This is a genomic window from Hymenobacter terrenus, from assembly GCF_000972495.1.
GTDB classification, from domain to species: Bacteria; Bacteroidota; Bacteroidia; order Cytophagales; family Hymenobacteraceae; genus Hymenobacter; species Hymenobacter terrenus.
Genome location: NZ_LATM01000002.1, coordinates 439,403 through 463,583, shown reverse-complemented (window position 1 = coordinate 463,583; position 24,181 = coordinate 439,403). Strand labels below are relative to the sequence as shown.

The window sequence follows — 24,181 nt, the reverse complement described above, 5'->3', positions numbered from 1 at the left end:
GCTCCTGGGCAGAAGAGAATGGCGGACTCAGCGGATCTAAGTGGGAACGCGGTAAGCTATTGCAGCAGGCCTACGGCGGGTGGCTGTAGGTCTGGAACGGCATAGCGGCGCGACGTTCCCCTGGATTCAGCATCCCGCCCCGGTTTCCGGGGGTGCCCTCGTGCTGCCAGGGCAGGAAAGCAGCCAAGTGGCACAGGACTGAACCAACGTATTGCGTCGTTGACCCAAGCAGAGTTGTTGTTGACGTAGACAAGGGGCCGTCGGGGCCAACACAATGCGGGCCTCTTGCAAAAGCTAAGCGGCTAGTTTTGCACGGCGACTATGCCTTTTCTCATTTTTCTTTTTCTACGTATTGAAAACACGCGCGACGTATCCCCTCTTTGTAGCCTTGCTGGGCCTCGCTTCCTGCGACAAACGGGCCGAGCCGCAACCAGCCACCCTACTCTAAACCCAAGCCACGGCCAATGCAATTGGTCAGGCCTACCTTGCCAGCAACGAAACCTTAACCGGAAAGCAGTACCTGGAGTCGACGAACAAGCAGTATCGCTTACTCATACAGGCCGACGGCAACCTGGTGCTCACCCGCTGGCCTGCTTATCAAGTCTTGTGGAGCTCGGGTACCCAAGGCAACCCAGGGGCGCGGCTGACTCTGGAGGGCGATGGTACGCTGGTGGTGTACAGTACCACCAATGTACCCCTGTGGACCGTTAACGGAGCTACCGGCGTCGGTGGCTACGGCAAATACACCTACTTAAAGGCATCCACGATATCACCACAGGCTCCAGGTTACGGCTTGGGTCTTGGCGAAGCAGGCACGCTAATCCTTTTCGATGCGAGGGATACCGCCAAGTTGTCGGTTGGCCTTCTTAGTATCTTCCTTCCCTGGGTACGTTAGCCGAGATGAGCACAAGGCCATAAAGCACTGCGCATCCTACCACCTGAGGTTGTCAGCATCAACGCGCCCCTTCACCGGCTCAGCCTGGGGAGGGGGCGTTTTGTTTGAGATGCCCAGCCAGCAGCGGGCCATGTCGCATGTTGCCTACGCGAATCACCCGGCCCGATTCCCTCTTTCGATAGCTTCCCAAGAGCAGTTTAGGCATCCGTGTACAGCGAGCAGTAGCGCGAACTCCAAAACCACTCTAATACTACCTGTAGCCACAAGCACGCGGGCGGTGGGAAACCAGGATGACTATGCTCGGGAAGGTTGTGGCTATGCAGACGATAGTGTTGATTGAGTTTCAGCAGCTTGCCCGCTGCAAATGCCCGCATGATGCCAGTTCTTCAGCGGACGTTCCTATACACATTATTGCACCGGGCGCTAGAAAAATGAAAGCCTGGCGGCTGAAAACGCGCTGCGACTCAGTTAACTCCCTGTAAACAAAAAGCTTCCTTGAGGGGGACCAGGGATGAAGGAATAGTGGATGCTTTTGTGAGAAATTAGCAAGCCTCCGCCCGGCCAGAGGCAGAAATTTGTCCTACCAATCACGGCTTCCTGAGCTGGCCAGCCCCGCGGCCCCAATCGTTTGCTAAAGCAAGCGCTTTGGCAAATGCCGGCTGTGATTGAAAAGCTAAACACTATCTGGCTGCAACGCATCCTGACGCCCCCACCCTACTGGCCAATGGAGGCCGCGCAGCGGCGGACCAGCTGCATTTGGATGTGGCTGACCAGGCTGGCACCGCGTACCCCACGGCCTCTTCTGCTTTCCTAACATTTCTATTTCATGAAAAAACTTCTCCTGACTTTGTTGCTGGGCAGCGGTAGTCTCGGCGCCGCATATGCCACCAATTACTATGTGGCCCCCACGGGCACCAACACCACAACCAACAGCACGGGGCTGAGCGCGGGCCGGCCCTTCCAGACCATTCAGTACGCCGCTAACCTGACTAATCCTGGGGATACGGTGTTCGTGCGCTCGGGCACCTACTCCAATACCTCACCCGGCGGCACGGTGTTCACTGTGCGGCGCTCGGGCACTCCTACCGCCTGGATAGTGTACCGCAACTACCCCGGCGAGCGGCCCCTGCTGCAATTCAACAGCTGGAATAGTATTTCCCTGCTGGATGGCGTATCCTACATTGAAATCAACGGCTTTCGCATTCAGGGCAACAACCGCAACGTCGTTCTCGCCAATGCCACGGCCCAGCCCGGTGGCTGCGCGACCAACGGCGTGGGCACGCCCGACCCGCAATTCAACGGCAACGGCATCAACATCGATGGGCGTACCGGCAACAGTACCGGTCACCCACACCATCTGCGCATCGTCAACAACGAGGTATTTGAGTGCGGCGGCTCGGGCATCAGCGCCATTCAGTCTGATTACGTGACCATTGAGAACAACCTGGTCTACAACAACAGCTGGTACACCATTTATGGAACCAGCGGCATCTCCATCCTCAGCAGCTGGAATTTTGATGCCAGCACTGGCTACCGCACCATCGTCCGCAACAACCGCTGTTTTGGCAACCGCTTGTTCGTGCCCTGGTACAACCGGTTTGCCACCACGCCTTGCCAGGGCATTACGGATGGCAACGGCATCATTGTAGATACTAATACTGACCTGCTGTACACAGGGCGCACATTAGTAGCCAACAACTTGGTCGTTAATAACGGTGGCGCTGGTGTTCAATGCTTTCAAAGCAACCATATTGATGTCATTAATAACACAGCCTACCACAACTCGCAGAGTGTAGAAATAACGGGCGGCGAGATTTACGCGAACCGGACAGACGACGCGGTGTTCCAAAACAACATTCTCGTGGCCGACGCTACCAACGTGCTCACCACCGCCAACAGGAATACCAACGTCACCCGCACCAACAACTTGTACTTCGGCGGCAATGGCTCGGCCAATGCCATCGCCGTGCCGGGGACCAATGCCGTGCGGGCCGATCCGCAGTTCGTAAACCCAACCACCGACTGGGCCACGGCCGACTTCCGCCTGCGCAGCACCAGCGCCGCCATCAATGCCGGGCTGCTCAACACCCTGGTTCCACCGGTCGACCTAACTGGTAGTCCCCGGGTAGTAAGTTCGGCGCCAGACTTGGGCGCCTACGAGTACAACTCGACCCTCACGGCTACTGCGGCGGCGAAACGTTTGGTGGCGCTCGAAGCTTACCCCAACCCTTTTGGCAGCCGCGCCACCCTGCGCTATGTCACCACGCGGGCAGGCAAGGTCCGGCTGGAAGTCCTCGACAACCTGGGCCGCCGCGTGGCCCTGCTCGTTGATGGGGAACAGCCGGCCGGCCCGCACGAAGTGGCATTTGACGCCCCCAGCCACGCCACCGGCCTGTACTACGCACGGCTGACCACACCCACGAGTAGCGAAATCCGGACGCTTTCCCGCGGCCAATAGGGCGCTGATTGACTTAAATCAAGTGCAGGTCATGGAAGATACAGCCCTCCGCAAGCAATATAGTTCTGATATGTCGGTCCATGACTGGCAACGGTTGGAGCCCCTGTTGGGCGTACGTCGGCGTAGTAAGTGGCCGCTGGTGGAAGTAGTGAACGCCGTGCTGTATGTGCTGAAAAACGGCTGTCTCTGGCGCGACCTCCCCGGTGATTTCCCGCCCTGGGGTACGGTATACTGGTACTTCATCAAGTGGCAGCGGGAGGGCCTTTTGGACGAATTGAATGCCTGCCTAAACGCGGACTGCCGAGAAACCGCCCCAAAAAAGCGCCGCCTATCTGCGTACTAATCGACGCGTGAAGCGTACGAGCACTACGGCTTGCGGTTCATGAAACGCAGGCTGAGCCCCGAAGCTTACTAGCACCAGCACATATTTCCCGTCGCTACCGCCGTAGCGGCGGGATTCCTGGTTATCAAGCACCCGTCTGACCATGCCATACGCACGGATTTCCCTTTTATAAATAATGGCGCTCTCATAATTTGACACTACCTTTCTCTACCTAATAAACCGCTCTTTTTTATTCAGGCCTGGCCTTGCTTTTCTCAGTCTGCGACAAATTTGCCAAGTGGGCAGGATGCCGGTTTTACCTCATGGTATTGTCCGTTGGGTTGGTGGTGAGCTGTGCTCCGCAGGAGCCGAAGCGGCCGGCTTACCGCATTGTGTTTGCGCAGTGCAACGTGGGGGGAAATTGGCGCGATGCCGTGGTGGAAGGCATGCGACGCGAGCTGACCTTTCACCCCGAGGTGCAGTTTCGGACGTTGAACGCCGAAAGCAACATCGAGCGGCAGCAGGCCCAGCTCCGGGCACTAGCTCCCGGAGAAATAGACTTGCTGATTGTTTCACCCTGCGAAACCAAGCGGATAACCCTGACCGCGGCCTTGGAGGAAACGTACGAACGTGGAGTGCCCGTGATAGTGCTGGAACAGCGGGTGAACTCGCGCCGCTATACGGCTTATGTGGGCAGCTCCAACGTGGAAGTAGGCCGGGCCGCGGCCCGCTACGCCGCAAGCCTGCCACGGCAGCAGGGGCATATCATCGAAATAATGGGGCTACCGGGGACGTCACCCGCAACCCAGCGGCACCAGGGTTTCACCGAAGCGCTGGCTACTTTCCCCGGCTTGCGGGTGGTGGGCCAGCTATCCAGCAAATGGGCGGGGCTAAGCGACAAGCCCGGCCTGGTGGCGCTGTTGCAGGCTCACCCCGAGGTAGACCTGATTTTTGCCCACAGCGACGTGCTGGCCCTGGCGGCCTACCGCGTGTGTCAGGAGCTGGGGCGGGCCGGGAAGGTTCGCATCATTGGCGTGGATGGCCTACCGGGCCGGCAAGGTGGGATTGAGCTGGTACAGGATGGTGTGTTGGCGGCCTCCATTCTCCATGCCCCAGGGGGAGAGGAAGCAATTCGCCTGGCAATGCGCGTTTTGACCGGACAGTCTTACGAGCGCGAAAACAGGCTCGGGGTCACGGTCATTGACTCGACCAACGTACTGATGATGCGCCAGCAGACCGACCGCCTGGCGAGCCAGCAACGGGACATCGAACGCCAGCGCGCCTTAATGGAAGCCCTCCAGAATACCTATGCCAGCCAGCACACCCTGCTTTATGGCTTGCTGGGCGCCTTGGTGGCCGTGGCCGGCTTTGGCATTGTGGCGTGGCGGGCCAACCGCCAGCAGCGCCACCTCAACGGCCAGTTGGCCCTGCGCAACGAGGAGAATGACCGTATCAATACTCAGCTCACGGCCCGCAATGAGGAAATCAGCCGCATCAACGCGCAGCTGACGGCCCAGAACGAGGAAATCAGCCGGCAGCGCAACCAGCTCGAAGCCCTGGCCGAACAGTCTCGCGCCGACACTGAGGCCAAGCTGCGCTTCTTCACCAACTTCTCACACGAGCTGCGCACGCCCCTCACCCTCATCTTGGGGCCCGTGGAAGAGCTGCTGACCCGCAAGGCCAGCCTGACGGCGGCGCAGCGGCACGACCTGGGCCTGGTGCGCCGCAACACGCAACGCTTGCTCCAGCTGGTGAACCAGCTGATGGACTTCCGCAAGATGGAAGTGGGCAAAATGCCTGTGCAGGCCAGCGAGGGCAACTTAGTCACCTTCATGCGCGAAATCGTGGATGTGTTTGAGCAGCCCGCCCGCCTGCGCGGCATCGACCTGCGCTGGCTGCCCGCCGTGCCCGCGCTCAAAGCCTGGTTTGATACCAATATCCTTGACAAGGTCTTATTCAATCTGCTCTCCAACGCGCTCAAATTCACGCCTGAGAAAGGCCAAATCACGGTGCGCCTACAACCCGGTGACGCTGATTGCCGCACCGTACGCATCAGCGTGGAGGATACGGGCCGGGGAATCAGCGACGCGGACCGGGCCCATATTTTCGAATGGTTTTACCAGGGAGGCGCCAGCGGAGCGGCCGTTCCGGGCTCGGGCATTGGCTTGGCGCTGGCGCTGGGCCTGGCGCGGCTACACCTAGGTGAGCTGACCGTGCATAGCCAGCCCGGTCAGGGCAGCACCTTCGAGCTGACGCTGCCTACCGAGCTTCCCACCGAACTACGCTCCTCTCCCATTCCAGCTCCGGAGGCGGACGAGCTGGTTTTTACCAGGCCGCGCCTGCTCGCGCCACCGTCCGGGACGGACGAAGATGCCGATGGCACCGCTCTAACTCCGGAAACCACCACGAGCGAAACGTTGGTTCTGGTGATTGAAGACAACCCGGAGGTCAACAATTTCCTGGTACGGAAGCTGCAACCTGACTTCCAGGTGCAAGCCGCTACCGATGGCACATCGGGCCTGCAAATGGCCATCGAGCTTATTCCCGACCTGATAGTGTGCGATGTGATGATGCCCGGCCTGAGTGGGTTGGAAGTAGTAGCGCAACTCCGGGAAGACTGGCGCACGAGCCACATTCCGGTGGTGCTGCTCACGGCCCGCAACGCGCCCGAACAGCAGGTAGAAGGCGTGCAGGCGGGGGCCGACCTTTACCTCACCAAGCCCTTCAACCCCACTTTCCTGCTGGAGAGCGTGCGCACGCTGCTGGCCAACCGCGCCCGCCAGCGCGAGCATTTCCGCCGCGAGCTGAGCCTGGACACGGCCACCGTGGCCCCCACCCGCGGCGACCAGCAGTTCCTGGCCGACCTCACGGCCATCATCGAAGCCAACCTGAGCCGCACCGAGCTGAGCGTGGACGACGTGGGCCGCAGCATGAACCTCTCGCGGATGCAGCTCTACCGCAAGGTGAAAGCCGTGCTGGGCACTGGGTTAACGGAGCACATTCAAAGCATCCGCCTGACTAAAGCCCGCCTGTTATTGCTCGATGATGCGCTCACCATCGCGGAAGTTGGGTACGAGTTGGGGTTTTCCTCGCCCTCGTATTTCTCCACCAGCTTCAAGAGCAAGTATCAGATGTCACCTTCTGAATTCCGGGCGCTGCACACCACGCCAGAAGGTTGAATGCCGCACCCAAAAGCGAAGTGACAAGGGCAAGAGTTTTGAGCATAGAGGCCTGAGAAAGGGTAACTCCAAAGGTAAAGTTTAACCCGCACTACACCGTTAGCCCGGCTAAAAGCTGAGCCAACAGTTATAATCCGTCCCTGCCTGGCAGCACAGTCTTCCCAGGTGGAAGCTTCTTACTGTTCGAATGCTCCCCGGTCCCGACCGGTCGCTGGCCGGGGTTTGCCGGTAAGGTCGGTGGGCTGGGCTACCTCGGCACCGCCCGAATTGCGGCCAGCACTTACCCTTAGCAAGCCGGAAATCGCCTCTGGTGGGGTCGGGCTGGGAATTGATGAAGCAGGGGTCGCACTTGCGAATGATGACGTGGTGCGGCTTTTCGTTGGGCTGGCGGGGCCGGCCATTGATGAAGATGCCGTTGGTGTTGAAGCGCGGGTCGGGCGTGGTTTTCTTGGCGTCTTCCTGCACATGCAGCAGTACCAGCGCATAGTTGTTGCCGAGCACGGTCAGGCCTTCCAGCAACTGGTAAGAACCGGTAATTGAGATACCGGTCCAGCCCACCGGCCGAATCTCGGGGTGGTGCCCGGGGCGAGCCTTCCAGGTAACCCAGGCATCGGGCCGGCCGGAGCTGCGGATGGCCAGCACGGCGCTTCCTTCCCCAGTACTGGTACTGGTGTACGTGCCGTTGCTCACGAGCACGACGTCGCCGGGCTGTACCAGGTCGGCGGCGTGTTGGAGGCTGCGGAAAGCGGTGGCTTCGGTTTTACCGTCGTTAGCATCGTTGCCGGTTCCGGCCACGTGCCACACACTCGCGCAGGCCAGGCGGCTGACTAAAGCAAATAGAAGCGCACAAGAAAAAATGCCTTTCATAAAGGATAAAAACTGGTGGTTGATGGCGCAATTTTAGTCCTCAGCGCGGACTCTAAAACCGCCTCACGAACCACTAACGGCCTTTACCCCTCTTCTTACCGATAATATGATTCTTCGCAGAGCCGCCATTAGGAAGTTGGCTTTGAACATTCTTGCAATTAGCGCTAGAAAATTGCAAGAAAAGAACTCACTGGAGCGACATTTTTCAGCTAATTATTTACTATAAAGCTGATTATGCAAGGAATTTTGACACCGGAGGAATAGTGCATGTTTTTGTAAGAAATTAGCAAGCTCCGGTTTAGGCACTGGCGGACATTTGTTCTAATCCGTTCCGACTATGTATTCGCCTAGCCCAATTATTTGTTATGGAGAAGCTCTCTGGGATGTGTTGCCCACGGGCCGGCAACCCGGTGGGGCTCCGTGCAACGTGGCCCTACACCTGCACCAACTCGGGCAGGCCGTGCGGCTCATCAGCCGGGTGGGTGATGATGAGTTGGGCCGCGAGCTGCTAACCTTTTTATCGGCTCGCGGCCTCAATCCGGAACTGGTGCAGCTCAGCGCCACTCACCTCACCGGAGTGGCCAAAGCCAACATCCGGGCCGGCAGCGAGCAGGTAGTTTATAAGATTGCCCAGCCTCTGGCCTGGGATTACATTCAGCACACCGACGCCCTGCGCACGGCCACCAGCGAGGCTCAAATGCTGGTGTATGGCTCGCTGGCCGCCCGTAGCGCAGTAAGTCGCGAAACCTTGTATCGCCTGCTGCAGCACGCCGGCTTTAAGGTCTTCGACCTGAATCTGCGGGCCCCGCATTACTCCCGGGAAGTGGTGAAGTACCTGCTTCGGCAGGCCGATTTGTTCAAGCTCAACGAGACGGAACTGGCGGAGGTAATGACCTGGCTGGGCCGGCCCGCTGTGGTTAAATACCCGGCAGCCGATAGCTTCCGGGCCACGGACCAACGCCCGGCCTGGCAGCACACGCACCTAGCTTGGGGCGTGGTGGGCATTTTCGCCTACGTAGGGGCCGAGGTAGCCATTGGCTCGCACTTGGTGAACTACCTGCAACAGACCGACGCCTGGGAGCTCTCGGCTCAGGATGCCAGCTTTCAAGTAAAGTATTACTGGGGCGCGGCCCTGGTGGGCCGTTTCCTCGGCGCCTATCTGTTGGGCCATATCCGGCCGCGCCAGCTGCTCTCTATCAATGCGCTGGGAGCGGTAGCGCTGGTGGGGCTGAGCATCAGCACGCACGAAACTGTGGCACAGTACAGTCTGCTGGCCGTGGGACTAATGAATTCGCTCATGTTCTCGGCCATTTTCTCGCTGGTCCTGGTCGGGCTGGGGCGGCGCACCGAGGAGGCCTCGGAGCTGCTGTGCGCGGCCATTGTGGGCAGGGCCGTTATCCCGACGCTATTAGGCTACGTGGCCGATGTGAGCAGCCTGCGCTGGGCATTTGCCCTGCCGCTGCTCTGCTATTTATACATCGTCTGGTACGGCGGGCTGTGCGGCAACTGCCCGGCGCGGGCCTGAGCCCACTAGCCATTAGCTACTACCCTTTCCTCACTGCTACTCAACTCCAAACTCCACCCATTTTGCTGGTTCATTCCATGGTTAAGAAAGTTGGCCTCTTGTTTCAACTACTGCTCACAGCCGGAACCATTCTGGCGCAGACGCCCACGCTTGATGTCGCCAAGGAGTTTGCCTTGGCCGGGCAGCAGTACGAGCGGCTGCTGCAAACCCACCCCGACCTGAAACAGACGCCGCACTCCATCAACCCCGATGGCTCGCTGAAGGACATGCCTCCCTCGTGGTGGTGCAGCGGCTTTTTCGGCGGCTCACTCTGGTACCTGTTTGAGCAGACGAAGGACCCGAAATGGAAAGCCGCCGCCAACAAATGGAGCTTGGCCCTGAGCTCGGAGCAACAGAACACGAGCACGCACGACCTGGGCTTCATGCTCTACTGCTCGCTGGGCAACGGCTACCGGCTGACCAAGAACGCCGCCTACCGGCCTATTTTGCTCACCGGCGCCCAGTCGCTGGCCACGCGCTTCCACCCCGAGGTCGGCGTCATCAAGAGCTGGAACGAGCACGCCGGCTACCGCTACCCCGTCATCATCGACAACATGATGAACCTGGAGTATCTCTTCTGGGCGGCCAAGGAATCAGGTGACAAAAAGCTCTACAACCTCTGTCTCTCGCACGCCGACAGCACGCTCAAGAACCACTTTCGGCCCGACTACAGCTCCTACCACGTGGTCTGCTACGGGCCGGGTGGGCAGGTGCTCCAGCGCAAAACCCACCAGGGCTACGCCGACGAGTCGGCCTGGGCGCGGGGCCAGACCTGGGGCCTGTACGGCTACACGGTCATGTACCGCGAAACCAAGAACCCGAAATACCTGGCCCAGGCCCGCCGCATTGCCGACTTCTACCTCCAGCACCCCAAGCTGCCCGCCGACAAGATTCCCTACTGGGACTTCAACGCCCCGGGCATCCCCACCGAGGAGCGTGACGCTTCGGCTGGCGCCATTGCCGCTTCGGCCTTGCTGGAGCTGTGCACCTACTCGGGCAAGGAGGGCAAGGCTTACTACCAGGCCGCCGTGCAGATGCTCCAAAGCCTGGCTAGCCCCGCCTACCGCGCCAAGCTCGGCGAGAACAACCACTTCCTGCTCAAGCACTCCGTGGGCTCCAAGCCCCACAAGTCGGAAATCGACGTGCCGCTGGTGTACGCCGACTACTACTATCTCGAAGCCCTGCTCCGCTACGAGGCCCTGCGCAAACTGCCCGCCTACCAATTCTAGCTAAGCCAATTCTGCTGCCCAACAGTAGCATTTCCCCACCGCTAAGAGGCGAGGGCTGGGTCGCTGTTCCCTTTCCTTTTCTCGGGTTCAAATACGTTTCTCTCATCTTTTCCCAAATTCCCATGACTCCTCAATTACTCTCCCCGCAGTGGCTGGTGGTGTCGGCGTTGCTCGGGGGCTTGTCGCTGTCGCCGACAGTGCAAGCCTTGCCCACCACCCCAAGGCCCGGCGGCATTGCGACCCAGACTGCCACCTCTAAGCCCGCGGCTCAGGTTAGCGGCCGGGTGATTGATGAGAAAGGCAACGGCATCCCCGGCGTAACCGTGCTGGTGAAAGGCACCACGCTGGGCACGACTACAGGGGCCGATGGTAGCTTTACTCTGGATGTGCCTGCCACCGTCACCGACCCAGTGCTCCGCTTCAGCTTTATTGGCTATCAACCGCAGGACGTAGCGGTGGCCGGCCAAACCGAGTTCAAGGTGACGCTGAAGGAGGACACCGAGAAACTCAAGGAAGTGGTGGTGATTGGCTACGGCACACAGTCGCGTAAGGTGGTCTCGACGGCCATCAGCAGCATTGGCGGCGAGGACATTGGCCGGCAGCCGGTGGGCACGCCGGGGGAGGCACTGGCGGCGCTGGCACCCGGCGTGGTGGTGCAGTCGGACCGCGGTGGCACGCCGGGCGCGGCTCCCAGCATCGTCATCCGGGGTGGTACCTCGCTGGGCACCAGCGCCGACCCACTGTACGTGGTGGATGGCTACCCGCTGCAAGATGCCACACAGTTCAACGCCCTCAACCCGACGGACATTGCCTCGATTGAAGTGCTGAAGGATGCGGCTTCGGCGGCCATCTACGGCTCGCGGGCGGCCAACGGCGTGGTCATCGTGACCACCAAGCGCGGCAAGGCCGGCAAAACGGTGTTCAGCTTCACGGCCTACACGGGCTTGCAACAGATTAACAAGAAACTGGACGTGCTCAATCGCGACGAGTACGTGAAGCTAGTGCGCTTCGCGGCCCGCGTCAGCCGCTACCCCAACCCGCCCGCCCAAACGGCGTTCGACGTGCCTAGCCTGGATATTTCCACGCTTCCGGACACCGACTGGCAGGACCAGATTTACCGCACAGCCCGCATCAGCGATTACCAGCTGTCGGCTTCGGGTGGTTCGGACAAGGCGCGGTTCTCGGTTTCGGGGGGCTACTTCCAACAGGATGGCGTGCTTAAGGGCACGGCTTACGACCGCTACAATCTGCGCTTCAACCTCGACGCGACTCTGGTGCCCAAGCTGAAAATCGGGGTTTCGATAGCCCCGAGCTACACCGTGCAGGACCGGCAGTCGGCCGCCGGCGGTTACAACGGCTCCAATGGCAGCGAAACTGGCGGCACCCGTGGGGTGCCCAACGTGACGGGCGCGGCCCCGCTACTACCACCCACCATCCCGCTGTTTCTGCCCAACGGCGACTACGGTCAGGGCTACAACGTGCCCGAGCGTAACCCCAACGGCACGGTGTTTTACACGAGCAACTTGTTCAATCCGCTCTCGGTGGTTGAGCTGAATCAGAACCGACTGCGCAACTACCGCCTGTTCGGCAACAGCTACCTGGAGTGGGAGCCGCTGGAAGGCCTGCGGTTGAAAACCAGCGTGGGCTCCACGGTCAACATCGACCAGCAGCACGCCTACATTCCAGCCACGCTGGCCACCGAGGCGGCGCCCCAGGCCAACTTGTCCACGCCGGTGCTTTCGTCGGTATTCGGGCGCGAGTCGCAGGCGGTGTCAGTTGATTACCTCTGGGAAAATACGGCGACGTATTCAAAGAGCATCGGCGACCATGAATTCACGGTGCTCGGGCTGTATTCGCTGCAAAAATTCCAGCTGCGCTCCACGGCCACGGCCGGCCGCAACGGCTCGTTTGCCAACACGCTGCTGGAGAACCCACTGGCCTCACCCGACCGGATAGGCGAGTTGGGATTCGATAAGAATGCGTTTTTATCGTATGCCGGCCGTCTCACCTACAACTACAAGAAGCGCTACATCGCCTCAGCGGCGCTGCGCAGTGATGCATCCTCGCGCTTCGGCTCAAACAACCGTTTTGGCACATTTCCGTCGGCTTCGGTGGCCTGGCGCGTGAGCGAAGAGCCCTTCTGGGAGGGCATCCGGAACGCCATGAGTGAGCTGAAGGTGCGGGCCAGCTACGGCGAAACGGGCAACGCCAACATCGGCAGCTTCACCTACCTCAACAATGTCGCCAACGTCAACTACAGCTTCAACGGGGTGCGGGCCATTGGCTACAACCAAAGCGGCCTAGCCAATCCCAACCTGACCTGGGAAAAGAACCAGCAAACCGATTTGGGCCTGGAAATGGGCTTCCTGGCCGATAAGTTCGTGGTGACACTGGACTTCTATAACCGGACGACCACGGGCATGCTGCAAAACCGCGACTTGCCCGGCCTGGTGGGCTACGCCACTAGCTACCGCACCAATGTGGGCAAACTGCAAAACCGCGGCCTGGAGCTGGCTACCATGGCTAACCTGCAACTAGGCGCCGTGAAGTGGACCATCAACGGGAACATCTCGGGCAACCGCTCGAAGGTGCTCGACCTGGGCGGCCCCGCCGCCTTCCCAGCGGAGGCTGCCAACTTTGGCTGGAACAACGTGTACCAGGTGCAGGTAGGCCAGCCCCTGGGCAACATGTACGGCTTTAAAGTACTGGGCGTATTTCAGAACACTGAAGACTTGGCCAGGTATGCCCAAACCGGCACGCTCACCAACAAAGGCGACAAAATCGGCAACTGGGTTATTCAGGACACCAACGGCGACGGCGTCATCAATGAAGGCGACCGTACCCTGCTGGGCAAGGGTGTGCCGGACTTTACCTACGGCCTCTCACAAACTGTGCAGTACAAGAATTTCGACCTCGGGCTGATTCTGCAAGGGGTGCAGGGCATCGACATCATCAATGGCAACCTGCGCCACCTGACCTCTATCGGCGGCGGTTTCAACACCATCAGGCAGGTAGCCGACAACATGTTTGACCCAGAGAACCCAAGTGATGCTTACTACCCGCAGCCGGGCGCCGGCGGTATCACCCCGGGCAGCCAGCTCACCAACCGGGTGATGTTCAATGGCTCGTTTCTGCGCGTGCGCAACGCTACGCTGGGCTACACTTTCCAGTCGGCTCTGCTGCAACGGGCCAAGCTGCAATCGGTGCGCCTCTACGTGACCGGCCAGAACCTGTACACCTTCACCGACTACCCCGGTCTCAATCCCGAAGTCAACGTCAACAGCGGCGTATTCACCGGCGGCACCAACGGCGGGCTCACCCGGCCGGGCCTCGACCAGAGCAGTTACCCCGCCTCCCGCACCTACACCGTGGGCCTCAACATCGGCTTTTAATTCTTTACTATTCTACTATTCTTGGTATGAAACGGTATTTCCTCTCTTTGCGCGTCGTGCTGCTGGCCAGCCTGTTGGTGGGCAGCAGCTGCAACAAATTCGTTGACATCAAGCCCGATGACAATATTCCCGTTGCGAACTACTATAAAACTGAAGCCGATTTCCGGGCCGCCCTCACTGGTAGTTATGCCAACCTTCGCGGCATCTACAACAACTACTACCTCTACTCGGAGCTGCCAGCCGACAACGCCCGGACCTTCGGCGAAAGCGAAGGCAGCCAGGGGCCGTTCGACAAGCTCACCTGGACACCCATCACCCCCCAGATTTCCGGCGCCTGGAACGACGCCTACCGCACAACAGCGCTGGCCAATATCATTCTGGCCCGAATCGAGCCAGTGCCCTTCGCCAACCCGGCTACCAAGACCCAGTACATCGGCGAGGCTAAGTTTCTGCGGGCGCTGATGTACTTCAACCTCGTGCGCTACTTCGGCGATGTGCCGCTCGTGCTCACGGAAGTTACCTCGGAGCAGGACGCCTACAAGTACAACCGCAGCCCAGCGGCCGACGTGTATGCCCAGATTGAGAAGGACCTGCTCGACGCCGAAGCCGCCCTGCCCGTGACCTACGCGGCCGCCGCCGACAAAGGCCGGGCCACCAAAGGTGCGGCTCAGGCTCTGCTGGGCAAAGTGTATTTGCAGCAGAAAAAGTGGCCCGAAGCTGAAGCCCAACTGGCTCAGGTAGTGACGGCCAACACCTACCAGATTCTGCCCGACATCGCGAACGTATTTGGCTTGGGCAAGGATAATAACGCCGAGATTGTGTTTGCCGCGCAGTATGTGGCCACCGGCTTTGGCGAGGGTAACTCCTTTGTGCACAACTTCGTGCCGCAGCCCTCAGGCACGAGCATCACCTCCGTAACTAGCAACAGCACCTGCGTAGGCACCCAGGACTTGTACAATGCTTTCGAGCCGGGCGACGTGCGGCGCGATGCCTTTCTGGGCATCTACATTGGCACCGAAACCTACTACTGGGCCAAGAAATTTATCTACCGCGTGACGCTGCAAAACGAGGGCGAAAATGATTGGCCCATTCTGCGCTACGCCGACGTGCTGCTTATGTATGCCGAGGCGCTGAACAACAACGGTAAAACAGCTCTCGCCATCCCGCAACTCAATCGCATCCGCACCCGCGCCGGGCTGGCCGCCAAGCCCCTCACCCTATCGAGCGCCGATACGCAGCTGGCCATCGAGCAGGAGCGGCGCGTGGAGCTGTGCTTTGAAGGCCAACGCTGGTACGACCTGATTCGCTGGGACAAGGAGGTGAGTACCATGCAAGCCTTCAAAACCAAATACTTGCCCCTGGACCGCGCCACCGTCAACCTCAATCCGCGTCCGGAGGCCCGCCTGCTACCGATTCCGAGCCGCGAAGTCGCCCTCAACCCCAACCTGAAGCAAAATCCCGGTTATTAGGTCCGTTAGTGGAGTCCGCACGATGCTGATGGTGTAATCTACAGTATCGCACCCCTGATATCGTGTTAGCCACTTAGCAAAACGTGACATGCGCAGCCGGTGGGTCTGCCCGCTTTAGCCTAGCTTTCTCCACGCTTTACTAGGTCGACCAAAGGTGACGAGGTGCTGCTCATGCTACGCAAAAAATAACCACATGAGCAGTCAGGATATTCTTCGCAACTGCTGGTCTGCAGCCTGCCAGGCAGTGCTACATTAGCACCGAAACAGACCTTCTAACTAGCAATCAATCTAGCCGATGAATCCAAGCACGCTCTTTAGTCTTCTGCTAATCTCGCTTATTTTCAGCCAGTTGATAGCCATAGCCCAGCCAGAGCCTATTGCGGCTACGACTACCGTGCCCGTCCATCCACGGCTACTACTGCTGCAAGGACAGGAAGCGGCCATCAAGCAGACCATTGGCAAGGATGCTGCGTGGGAACAAATACACCAAGCTATTCTGACCGAATGCGATGAGATGTTAACCCTGCCCCTGCTGCAACGAACGATGATTGGCCGACGACTGCTGGACGTCTCGCGTGAATCCATCCGTCGGGAGTTTTTCCTGGCCTACGCCTGGCGCATGACGCGGCAGGGAAAGTACCGCCAGCGGGCCGAGCAGGAGCTACTGGCCATCGCGGCCTTCAGCGATTGGAACCCCTCGCACTTCTTGGACGTGGCTGAAATGACCACCGGCGTGGCCCTAGGCTACGACTGGCTCTACCAGGATCTGTCCAAAGCATCCCGCGCCACCATTCGGGAGGCCATCCTACATAAAGGCCTAGAACCTTCCCTGGATCCAAAGAGTAATGACTGGCTGACGAGTACCAACAACTGGAACCAGGTCTGCAACACGGGCATGGCTTTTGGTGCCCTGGCTATTTACGAGGACCAGCCAGAGCTAGCTCGAAAGCTGCTTAACCGCGCCGTGACGACGGTTGTCACCTCAATGCGCCACGCCTACAGCCCCGACGGCGCCTATCCGGAAGGCTCCATGTACTGGGGCTACGGCACCAGCTTCAACATACTGCTCATCAGCGCTCTGGACAGGGCCTTTGGTCAGAACTTTGGTTTGGTTCAACAGCCTGGTTTTCTAAAGACTGCCTCTTATCAACAAAATATGGTGGGCCCCACCGGCAAGGCCTTTAATTTCTCTGACTCGGTCGAGAACAGTGAAATGTCCCTTTCCCCTCCCATGTTCTGGTTTGCCGACCAGTTGCGCATGCCTTCGCTGCTGTGGGGCGCACGTGCCCAGTTGCAAGCTCCCGACCGTGACCTCCTAGTGAAAAACCGCCTGCTACCGGCTCTGCTGCTGTGGAGCGGCGGCATTGCCATTAAAGACATTCCGGCACCCGCTCCTACGCCCTGGGTGGGCACCGGCGCCACCCCTGTGGCCCTGATGCGCACCTCCTGGACCGACCCAGCCGCTATCTATGTAGGGTTCAAGGGGGGTTCCCCATCGACCAGCCACGGGCACATGGACGTCGGCTCATTCGTGCTCGATGCCGACGGCGTGCGCTGGGCCATGGACTTCGGTATGCAGCAATATGAGTCGCTGGAATCGAAGGGTGTGGACCTGTGGGGCAAGCAGCGCTGGGACGTGTACCGCTACACCAACCACGTACACAATACCCTCACCATCAATGATGCGCTGCAAGAGGCAACCGCCTTCGCGCCACTAACCGGCACGTCGGCCGAGTCCGATTTTTTGAGCGCCACGGCGGACCTAAGCAAGCTCTACACCGGCCCACTGACGGCCGCTCGGCGCGGCATCGCCATCGTGGACCGTCGCTACGTGGTGGTGCGCGATGAGCTCACGGCCGGCAGCACCCAAAGCACGGTGCGCTGGACCATGCTCACGCCTGCTACTGTGAAACTGCTCAACGCTACCACTGCCGAGTTGACGCAGGGCGGCAAAAAGCTCCGGTTACAAGTAGCCGAGCCCGCCGCCATCACCCTCAAAACCTGGCCGACCACTCCGCCCCACGAGTATGACGCGCCCAACCCTGGCACCACCTTGCTCGGCTTCGAGGTGACGCTGCCGGCTAATGCGAAGCACGCGCTCACGGTAGTGCTGCTGCCCGCCAGTGCGGGGCCCAAACCAGCACACAAAGTGCAGCCGCTGGCCCAGTGGCCCCAGCAGGCAGTGGGTGCTGCCGGGCAATAGCAGGAACAATTGTTGAACTACTTGTGAACCAAACACTTCGCTGGCACGGGCGATTTCCGCATTTCGCCTTTTCCTACCTACTGCTTTTCATGCCCATACCCAGCTGCTTTCGCCAAGATGCATAACAAGCAGTAATTAACAGTCAAATGAGAACAACACTTCTATTCACGATTAATTTTTACTTATTTTTTGCAATAAATACTGCAATAGCTCAGAAGACGCATTCTAAAAGTTCTGCCATATCAGCATCCAAAGAAGGTGGCTTTACTGACGCATCTTCTTTTGGGTTTTCGCCCAATGAAACAGGTATAAATAACGTCAAGGCTCTGCAAGTGGCCCTCGACAAGGAGGGAACTATTGTTATCAGTAAGCCTGGCACTTACAAAATAGCAGGCACTGCGTTCATCGGCAATAATACTTCGCTTATTTTTGGCAGTGGGGTATTCATCCAAAAATCCGCCGAAAATAGCCGCTTCACGCACGTGCTCCTAAATAAAGGCGCCCTAACCAGAACTTATAACTACAACATTACCGTAACGGGGCTTGACCTTGATATCAATGGTGTCGACTTACCCATGAATGAAATTTATGGTTTGCGCGGGCATCTCGCATTCTTCTATGTAAAAGATTTGAAGATTGAGCGATTGAGGTGTAAAGGTCTCATTAATGGCCAATTCTGCCTGCACATTTGTACTTTCGAAGACTTATTGATTAACGATGTAATTATTAAAGGAAAGAAAGACGGTATTCACCTGGGAAAAGGCAAGCGCTTTAGAATAAGTAATGCGCTTTTTGAAACCGGTGATGACGCCATCGCGCTAGTGCCTGGAGATTGGGTGAGCGCCAATCCAGAATACGGCACGCTGGAAGACGGCCTGATTGAAAACTGCACGGACCTTCAGGATGATTACCTGGAAGGTGCTTTTGCTAAAATTGTTGCCTCGGCCTGGGTTGACTGGAAACCGGGCATTGAAGTCAAACACGGTGATGCGGTAGTGTCTAATGGCAGGATTTACAGGGTGGTTGCAAAGCTGAATAACAGAGTATATAAATCACTTACTCAGCCAACTTTTGAGAAATCAATGATGATACTAGATAGTATCAATTGGTTGATGTTTCAAAAAGACACTATTCATACAGCTTATGTACGAAATGTAACTTTCCGCAATATAAATCTGCATAGCATTCGCACCCCGTTTCAATTGATGAGCTACAGTAATAAATGGGCTCATTCATATTATCCTGGTGCTCGTATTCCTCTTCAGGGTGAAATTACGCTTGATAATATCAAGGTACTAAGTGACGAAAAAAGAGCGTTGATTTCTATTACTACTCCCTGCGATATTATCCATATCATCAATACTACTCTAAGGAATAATGGTATAAACTTTGGCCATGCAAAAGATTATACTGCCTACCCAACTACCCACGTCAATATATCAAATTGCGTTTTTAAAAATACTGGTAACCTAATGTTGATAACCAATACCAGTCCAGGAAAGGAAATCATTCTAAAAACAAGTGGCAGCATGCAGACTGCCAAAGACTTTTCAGCAAAAGTGGAACCTGGCCCGGGGAAAATCTCAGTAGACTCAGATTTGACTGGCTTGAAGAAATAAAGGCTAAACCGTGCCAGGCCAGCCCCTGCTGGTTGTGCTGGCCCTGGCCGACCTAAAGCCCGACAATCCGCTGCCGTTGTTCGGAGCAGGGCAGTTGACCACCGTGGAGGAATACCTCTTGCCGCTGGTTCCGCTCGCCGTGCGGGTGAAAATTCTTAGTTACGAGCAGATAGAGATACGGGCTACTATAGCTTTTGCGCCACCCATCGCCCCATGCTCCCCGCTACGAGCAGTTATTACAACAGAAACCGAAGCTTTTTTTATCATCCTGGCAGTTGGACGACCCGCAACGTGGCAGCTTTTACCACTACCTCACGCTGGCGTCGATATACGCTTTGAGCTAGCTTCCCTACATAGCGGGTAGCCCGGGCTTTTCCGTACTGCAAAGGGCTTTGCTTGGGAGCACCACCGGTTCTATAACTCAGCCACTGTGAAGCACTCGGCAACCGATGAAATATATCCTACCGTACTGCCGGCAGCATAGCATTGCTTTAACATACGCAGCCGCCCGCTGGCTTCTGAACGGCCCACGCCTACCGGTGTTGGCAGCCTACGGTTGGGAACGGACTTTAGCGCAGCCTACGAATTTGAGCCAAGACAATCAGCAGCTATCGCGCACAACGGTTGACCATCATGTTATCGTCAATATTATATTATTATCTGACACTCGATGGAGCCAAAAATATAATCATTCCAATAAACAGGGGTGTTAGGGAAACTTCATAGCACATCAGTTTGAGTGCTTGCACAGATAAGCGGCAAGTCCACTCCAGTCAAATCGGGCAGCAAGAAGGGAAATGGGCTGCGTAATGCCCGCCAAGCCAACCATAACTTACCGGAAAAAAGGACGAACAACATTACGCTGGGACTTAGCAGAACTGACAGCAAGACTCAGGCTACAAACACTATAGTACCCAGTGTGAGTGGAAGACGCATGAAACCGCCTGCTAGGCAAATAACCAAGTATTCAGAAGCTAACACGAGGACAAACTACGACTGGCTGCGTTCACTGCGATGCGGGGTTCTATTCACAACGCCGTGACTTTTAAGCCACCAACATTAGAGCCACCAGAATTTGGTTACTACATCCTGCTTTAGAATTGAGCTTACGCGGCCATTATTCAGGCGAGTTAGGCTGAATCTCAAGCATACGCTATCCCGTGCATACAAATGACCTGATCAAAATAAAAAAACGTACAAAATTTTGTCATACGATTTTTAGCAAAAAAAGTTACTGTCCAAATAAAATTTACTTATATTAATTAACAACATGAAGATGTTGCCAGCTTGGATTATCACTCTAACTATCAGATAATATCATTTGCATTTCGGGCTATCCACAGCGCATGATGCAAGGCTGTTTTCAAGCTTGGAATACTTAGCGGCTACCTGTTCACCTTCCCGATTAATTCTATATTGAAGCGTTGGACTCAGATCGTTGTGCAGGGAAAAAGTTTTGTTTCTAAAACTGGGCGATTACATTTGCTGAAACAAAACTCAATTGGACGTTACCAATATGCAAGCCCATTAGATAGTAAACCTTTTTTATAAATAAAACACAATTAAAAATGAAACGTACTACCCTACTTCTTATCTTATTAATCGTTCAATCTGTTTGTTATGTTTGCGCACAGCCTCCAACTAAGACCGCAAAAGACTATGTGCGGCCTTATTCAGAACCTTTTCAATATGGAATAAATCTTGGATATTACGGCTCAGCATGGAATGATGAAAGCTTGGCTGGACTTGCACAGGACCTAGGTGCACACTCGGTACGGCCGACTCTACCTGAGTCCTTTGTAGTACAGTATGGCTACTCCATCCGGGCCAGCACCTTCGGCGAATATATCAACTCTCTTGGCATGAAGGAAATTACATGCTTCGTAGAAGGTCCATCGGCTGCACACCGCGATATGACGACGTATCCGGGCGCTACGAAACCGTCGAAACTGTTTGCCAACCTGTATGAGCCCATCTGGAACAACGACGGTAGCGTCAATCAAAATAACTATTATGCCTACTATCTCTACCAACTGCTGGCTATCTATGGCGATAAGGTGCGCTTCTGGGAAGTGGTGAATGAGCCTGACTTCACCTCCAACCCTGCCACCCCAGACCAATGGCTGACCCGCGCACCATTACCCGGCGAAATGAATAATATGCAGGCGCCCATCTTCCACTACATCCGGATGCTGCGCATTAGCTACGAAGTGGTAAAAAAGTACCGCCCCGAAGCGTACGTGACCACCGGTGGCATAGGTTACCCACAGTTTCTAGATGCCTTGCTGCGCTATACCGATAACCCCAATGGCGGCGCCGTAACGGCTCAGTACCCTAACACTGCTGGGGCCTACCTCGATGCGTTGAGCTTCCACAGCTACCCGAGCTTTTCGTTGCACTACTGGGACAATGCTATCAGTGGGTTTCGCTACAACCGCACGTCGGACTACGCAGCTAACCAGATGATCAAAGATAAGCAGAACATGGAGGAGGTGCTGATTCGCTACGGCTACGATGGCGTCACCCACCCAGCTAAAGACCTGCTGATGACGGAAACTAACGTTGCCCGGCGCACTTGCGAGAACCGCACAGGCAACGATGAGATGCAACGCAATTTTGGCATCAAAGCCCTGGTGTTGGCTCAGAAGAACAACATCAAGCAACTCTACTTCTACTGCCTGGGCGAATGGGTGAACGCCCCAGTGGCCAGCCAATCGGTACCGCGCGCTGATGAGACCGGGCTGATGGGGCTATACGAAAACTTAAAACGTGATGCCCCAGGCTCGCAGAAAGTCACCCAATTGGGACAGGGCTTTGCTACCGCATCTGGATTGCTCTACGGATTCGACTATGATGCGGCTCGCACAGCTAGCATGGCCTTGCCCAGTGGGGTGGATGGTGCGGCATTCAGCAAAAATGGCGTTCGGACATATGTATTGTGGGCTAAAGCTCTGACCGATAACTCAGAAAACGCCAGCGCCACGTATTCTTTCCCTGCATCCTGGAATATCACCTCATTGCAGCGTTGCACCTGGAACTACTCTGTTACGGGTTCAAAAACCACTCTCTCTGCTCAAAACATTGCTCTGACTGGCGCACCTTCGTTCTTCATCGAAAACGCAGCTAGCCCAACCACCGGATGCACGGGCACAGGCAGCCTGCTACGCGAGCAGTGGGACAACATAACCGGCAACACGGTGGCCGCCGTGCCTACCAGCACCACCCCGAGCAGCAGCGCCACTATCAGTAAGTTTGAGTCTCCTGCCCAGACAGCCCATAACTATGCTGCCCGCCTACGTGGCTATGTTTGCCCCCCCCAAACCGGAGCCTACACCTTCTGGATAGTTGCCGACGACGCAGCCGAACTCTTCCTCAGCACCGACTCCAACCCAACTAAGAAAGTGCGCATTGCGACGAGTTTGGGCTGGGTAGCTTCAGACCGTGACTTCTCCCGCTCCCCAGCTCAGCAATCTAACCCAATTCAGCTACAGGCCGGCCAGCGCTATTATATTGAGGCTTTGCACAAGCAGGGATGGGGCGCGGGCTTCCTGGCCGTAGCTTGGCGTCTGCCCAACGGCACCGTTCAAGAGCCTGTGCCTGGTTCGGCTCTCATTCCCTTTGACCCCAGCACTGGCGCCAAGAAAAGCGCTGTGGTTAGCGGTTCCACAGGCAGCAAGCTGGCCAACGGAGTTGCCCAACGCAGTGAGATAACGGTTTACCCTAACCCAGTTGATACCCGGAATGGCCAGGCCACCGTACAATTTACCCTGACGAAAAGCGGGCCCGTCACACTCTCGCTCCACAATACGAAAGGCCAGGTCGTTCGCCGGTTGTTTGCTGGGACGGCAGAGGCAGGAGTACCACAAACAGTGTCGCTAGAAGCCGCGGGTCTGAATGATGGAGTGAACGTAGTGCGCCTGATAACCCCGACGGAAGTGATTAACCAAAAAATAATATACACCCGTGATTGAACACCATTTGGGCTGGCTTTAAAATAGCTGGTCTATGAGATTCGAGCACCTAATTAGCCCGGCCTGCGGATACGGCTTCAACGAAGCCGCCCGTGGGTCGGGCTTTGCTGTTGGGCATATGCCGAAGCTATGACGAGGCCCACCATGGCGGCAGAGATAGCCGCGATGCCCACGTTCAGCAGGCGCGGCTTGAACGCTAGTGCCCACCCAGCTACCAGCATCACGGTCACCAAGGTAGCAAGGCCCCAGTAGCGCCACATGGCCGTAGCGACGGGTGCTGGGACAGTACGAAGGGTTGGCATTTGCCAGACGGACCTGGTGATGAAAAGCCCTCCCAACAAAGAATTTCCCAGGGCAACAAACAGGTAGAGTGGTATTGACCGTCCCGCCATCCGCACCGAAACGCATAACCCTGGTAGAAAACTCATCATCAATGCACTAGGATGCGTAAAACTGTCCCAAACAAGATGCGAAGCTGCTCCCAGCACGATGCTGAGCAATACTCCACCAGGATGCAGACGGAGGTGGCCGAGCCAGTCGAAATTGGTATACTTACCCAGCCGCTGATGTAGTGAAACCGGCAAATGCGCCAGTAGCGGCCGCCGCACCAGTCCGTGAAAGAGGAAAGCCAACCCCAACGACACCGGGCAACTGAAATAAAAAATACTCGCTATGGTATGGCTGTGGCTACTGGCCAAATGGAGCTTAAAAAACTTTTCAAAATCCGGGGCGATGCTCCCAATTATGAGTCCTGTGGCGGATAACCAAACGTGGCGCCGCCGGGCGTGCAAAAAAGGAATAATCAGCGCTGGATGCGAAAAAGTAAAGGGCATGGGGCTACGAGTAAACGTGCGCAGTTCGGTGACTCACCGAACTGCGCAGCTTGCAGATACTTACTGCTTCAGGCTGCTATCTGTTGCGCTACCATCCGCCGCGCTACTACCTAAGCCCTGTACATATTGTTGCGAATATTCAACCCTGGCATATTTTCTGATGATAAAACTCGAAGTACC

At 56.9% G+C, this 24,181-nt stretch carries 13 protein-coding genes; 11 read left to right on the top strand and 2 right to left on the bottom strand.

Features of this window, described 5'->3' with window-relative positions; all coding sequences use genetic code 11:
• Positions 1-1,721: 1,721 nt before the first annotated feature.
• The 3 genes from WX88_RS06475 to WX88_RS06465 all read left to right on the top strand — a co-directional run bounded on the left by WX88_RS06475 (position 1,722) and on the right by WX88_RS06465 (position 6,854).
• The gene (locus WX88_RS06475; protein ID WP_052732412.1) at positions 1,722-3,353 is read left to right on the top strand and encodes a right-handed parallel beta-helix repeat-containing protein; all 1,632 of its coding nucleotides are present in this window, start codon (positions 1,722-1,724) and stop codon (positions 3,351-3,353) included.
• A 31-nt stretch (positions 3,354-3,384) separates the two neighbouring features.
• A complete protein-coding gene (locus WX88_RS06470) occupies positions 3,385-3,696 on the top strand; it encodes a transposase (RefSeq protein ID WP_046243478.1) in 312 nt (103 codons plus the stop codon).
• A 302-nt stretch (positions 3,697-3,998) separates the two neighbouring features.
• Positions 3,999-6,854, top strand: coding sequence for a hybrid sensor histidine kinase/response regulator transcription factor (locus WX88_RS06465; protein WP_046243477.1), 2,856 nt, complete (start codon positions 3,999-4,001; stop codon positions 6,852-6,854).
• A 108-nt stretch (positions 6,855-6,962) separates the two neighbouring features.
• Here the strand turns inward: WX88_RS06465 and WX88_RS06460 are convergent, their stop codons facing one another.
• The gene (locus WX88_RS06460) at positions 6,963-7,721 is read right to left on the bottom strand and encodes a DUF1565 domain-containing protein (protein ID WP_052732410.1); all 759 of its coding nucleotides are present in this window, start codon (positions 7,719-7,721) and stop codon (positions 6,963-6,965) included.
• Between the two features lie 337 nt (positions 7,722-8,058).
• Here WX88_RS06460 and WX88_RS06455 point away from each other — a divergent pair, with 337 nt between their 5' ends.
• From WX88_RS06455 to WX88_RS06420, 8 genes are all read left to right on the top strand, one after another.
• Positions 8,059-9,246 (top strand): PfkB family carbohydrate kinase, encoded by a 1,188-nt coding sequence (locus WX88_RS06455; RefSeq protein ID WP_046243476.1) that lies wholly within the window; start codon positions 8,059-8,061, stop codon positions 9,244-9,246.
• 77 nt (positions 9,247-9,323) lie between these two features.
• Positions 9,324-10,514 carry a glycoside hydrolase family 88 protein gene (locus WX88_RS06450; RefSeq protein ID WP_046243568.1) on the top strand — a complete coding sequence of 397 codons (1,191 nt, stop codon included), beginning with the start codon at positions 9,324-9,326 and terminating at the stop codon, positions 10,512-10,514.
• 122 nt (positions 10,515-10,636) lie between these two features.
• Positions 10,637-13,906, top strand: a complete 3,270-nt coding sequence (locus tag WX88_RS06445) for a SusC/RagA family TonB-linked outer membrane protein (RefSeq protein WP_046243475.1) — start codon at positions 10,637-10,639, stop codon at positions 13,904-13,906.
• Between the two features lie 26 nt (positions 13,907-13,932).
• Complete coding sequence (locus tag WX88_RS06440) at positions 13,933-15,375, top strand: RagB/SusD family nutrient uptake outer membrane protein (RefSeq protein WP_046243474.1); 1,443 nt, start codon at positions 13,933-13,935, stop codon at positions 15,373-15,375.
• Between the two features lie 295 nt (positions 15,376-15,670).
• Positions 15,671-17,578, top strand: a complete 1,908-nt coding sequence (locus WX88_RS06435; protein WP_046243473.1) for a heparinase II/III domain-containing protein — start codon at positions 15,671-15,673, stop codon at positions 17,576-17,578.
• 146 nt (positions 17,579-17,724) lie between these two features.
• On the top strand, positions 17,725-19,197 hold the full coding sequence (locus tag WX88_RS06430; RefSeq protein ID WP_052732408.1) for a glycoside hydrolase family protein: 1,473 nt from the start codon (positions 17,725-17,727) through the stop codon (positions 19,195-19,197).
• 10 nt (positions 19,198-19,207) lie between these two features.
• The gene (locus WX88_RS06425; RefSeq protein ID WP_046243472.1) at positions 19,208-19,561 is read left to right on the top strand and encodes a hypothetical protein; all 354 of its coding nucleotides are present in this window, start codon (positions 19,208-19,210) and stop codon (positions 19,559-19,561) included.
• A gap of 1,498 nt (positions 19,562-21,059) precedes the next feature.
• Positions 21,060-23,168 (top strand): PA14 domain-containing protein, encoded by a 2,109-nt coding sequence (locus tag WX88_RS06420; RefSeq protein WP_197076695.1) that lies wholly within the window; start codon positions 21,060-21,062, stop codon positions 23,166-23,168.
• 77 nt (positions 23,169-23,245) lie between these two features.
• Here WX88_RS06420 and WX88_RS06415 read toward each other — a convergent pair whose 3' ends face one another.
• Complete coding sequence (locus WX88_RS06415; RefSeq protein WP_072052947.1) at positions 23,246-24,001, bottom strand: DUF4184 family protein; 756 nt, start codon at positions 23,999-24,001, stop codon at positions 23,246-23,248.
• Between the last annotated feature and the right edge of the window lie 180 nt (positions 24,002-24,181).

Coding starts and splice junctions, on each gene's coding strand:
- WX88_RS06440 (WP_046243474.1), top strand. CDS start 13,933: ATGAAACGGTATTTCCTCTCTTTGCGCGTCGTGCTGCTGGCCAGCCTG.
- WX88_RS06445 (WP_046243475.1), top strand. CDS start 10,637: ATGACTCCTCAATTACTCTCCCCGCAGTGGCTGGTGGTGTCGGCGTTG.
- WX88_RS06435 (WP_046243473.1), top strand. CDS start 15,671: ATGAATCCAAGCACGCTCTTTAGTCTTCTGCTAATCTCGCTTATTTTC.
- WX88_RS06460 (WP_052732410.1), bottom strand. CDS start 7,721: ATGAAAGGCATTTTTTCTTGTGCGCTTCTATTTGCTTTAGTCAGCCGC.
- WX88_RS06470 (WP_046243478.1), top strand. CDS start 3,385: ATGGAAGATACAGCCCTCCGCAAGCAATATAGTTCTGATATGTCGGTC.
- WX88_RS06420 (WP_197076695.1), top strand. CDS start 21,060: ATGAAGGAAATTACATGCTTCGTAGAAGGTCCATCGGCTGCACACCGC.
- WX88_RS06450 (WP_046243568.1), top strand. CDS start 9,324: ATGGTTAAGAAAGTTGGCCTCTTGTTTCAACTACTGCTCACAGCCGGA.
- WX88_RS06475 (WP_052732412.1), top strand. CDS start 1,722: ATGAAAAAACTTCTCCTGACTTTGTTGCTGGGCAGCGGTAGTCTCGGC.
- WX88_RS06430 (WP_052732408.1), top strand. CDS start 17,725: ATGAGAACAACACTTCTATTCACGATTAATTTTTACTTATTTTTTGCA.
- WX88_RS06465 (WP_046243477.1), top strand. CDS start 3,999: ATGGTATTGTCCGTTGGGTTGGTGGTGAGCTGTGCTCCGCAGGAGCCG.
- WX88_RS06415 (WP_072052947.1), bottom strand. CDS start 24,001: ATGCCCTTTACTTTTTCGCATCCAGCGCTGATTATTCCTTTTTTGCAC.
- WX88_RS06455 (WP_046243476.1), top strand. CDS start 8,059: ATGTATTCGCCTAGCCCAATTATTTGTTATGGAGAAGCTCTCTGGGAT.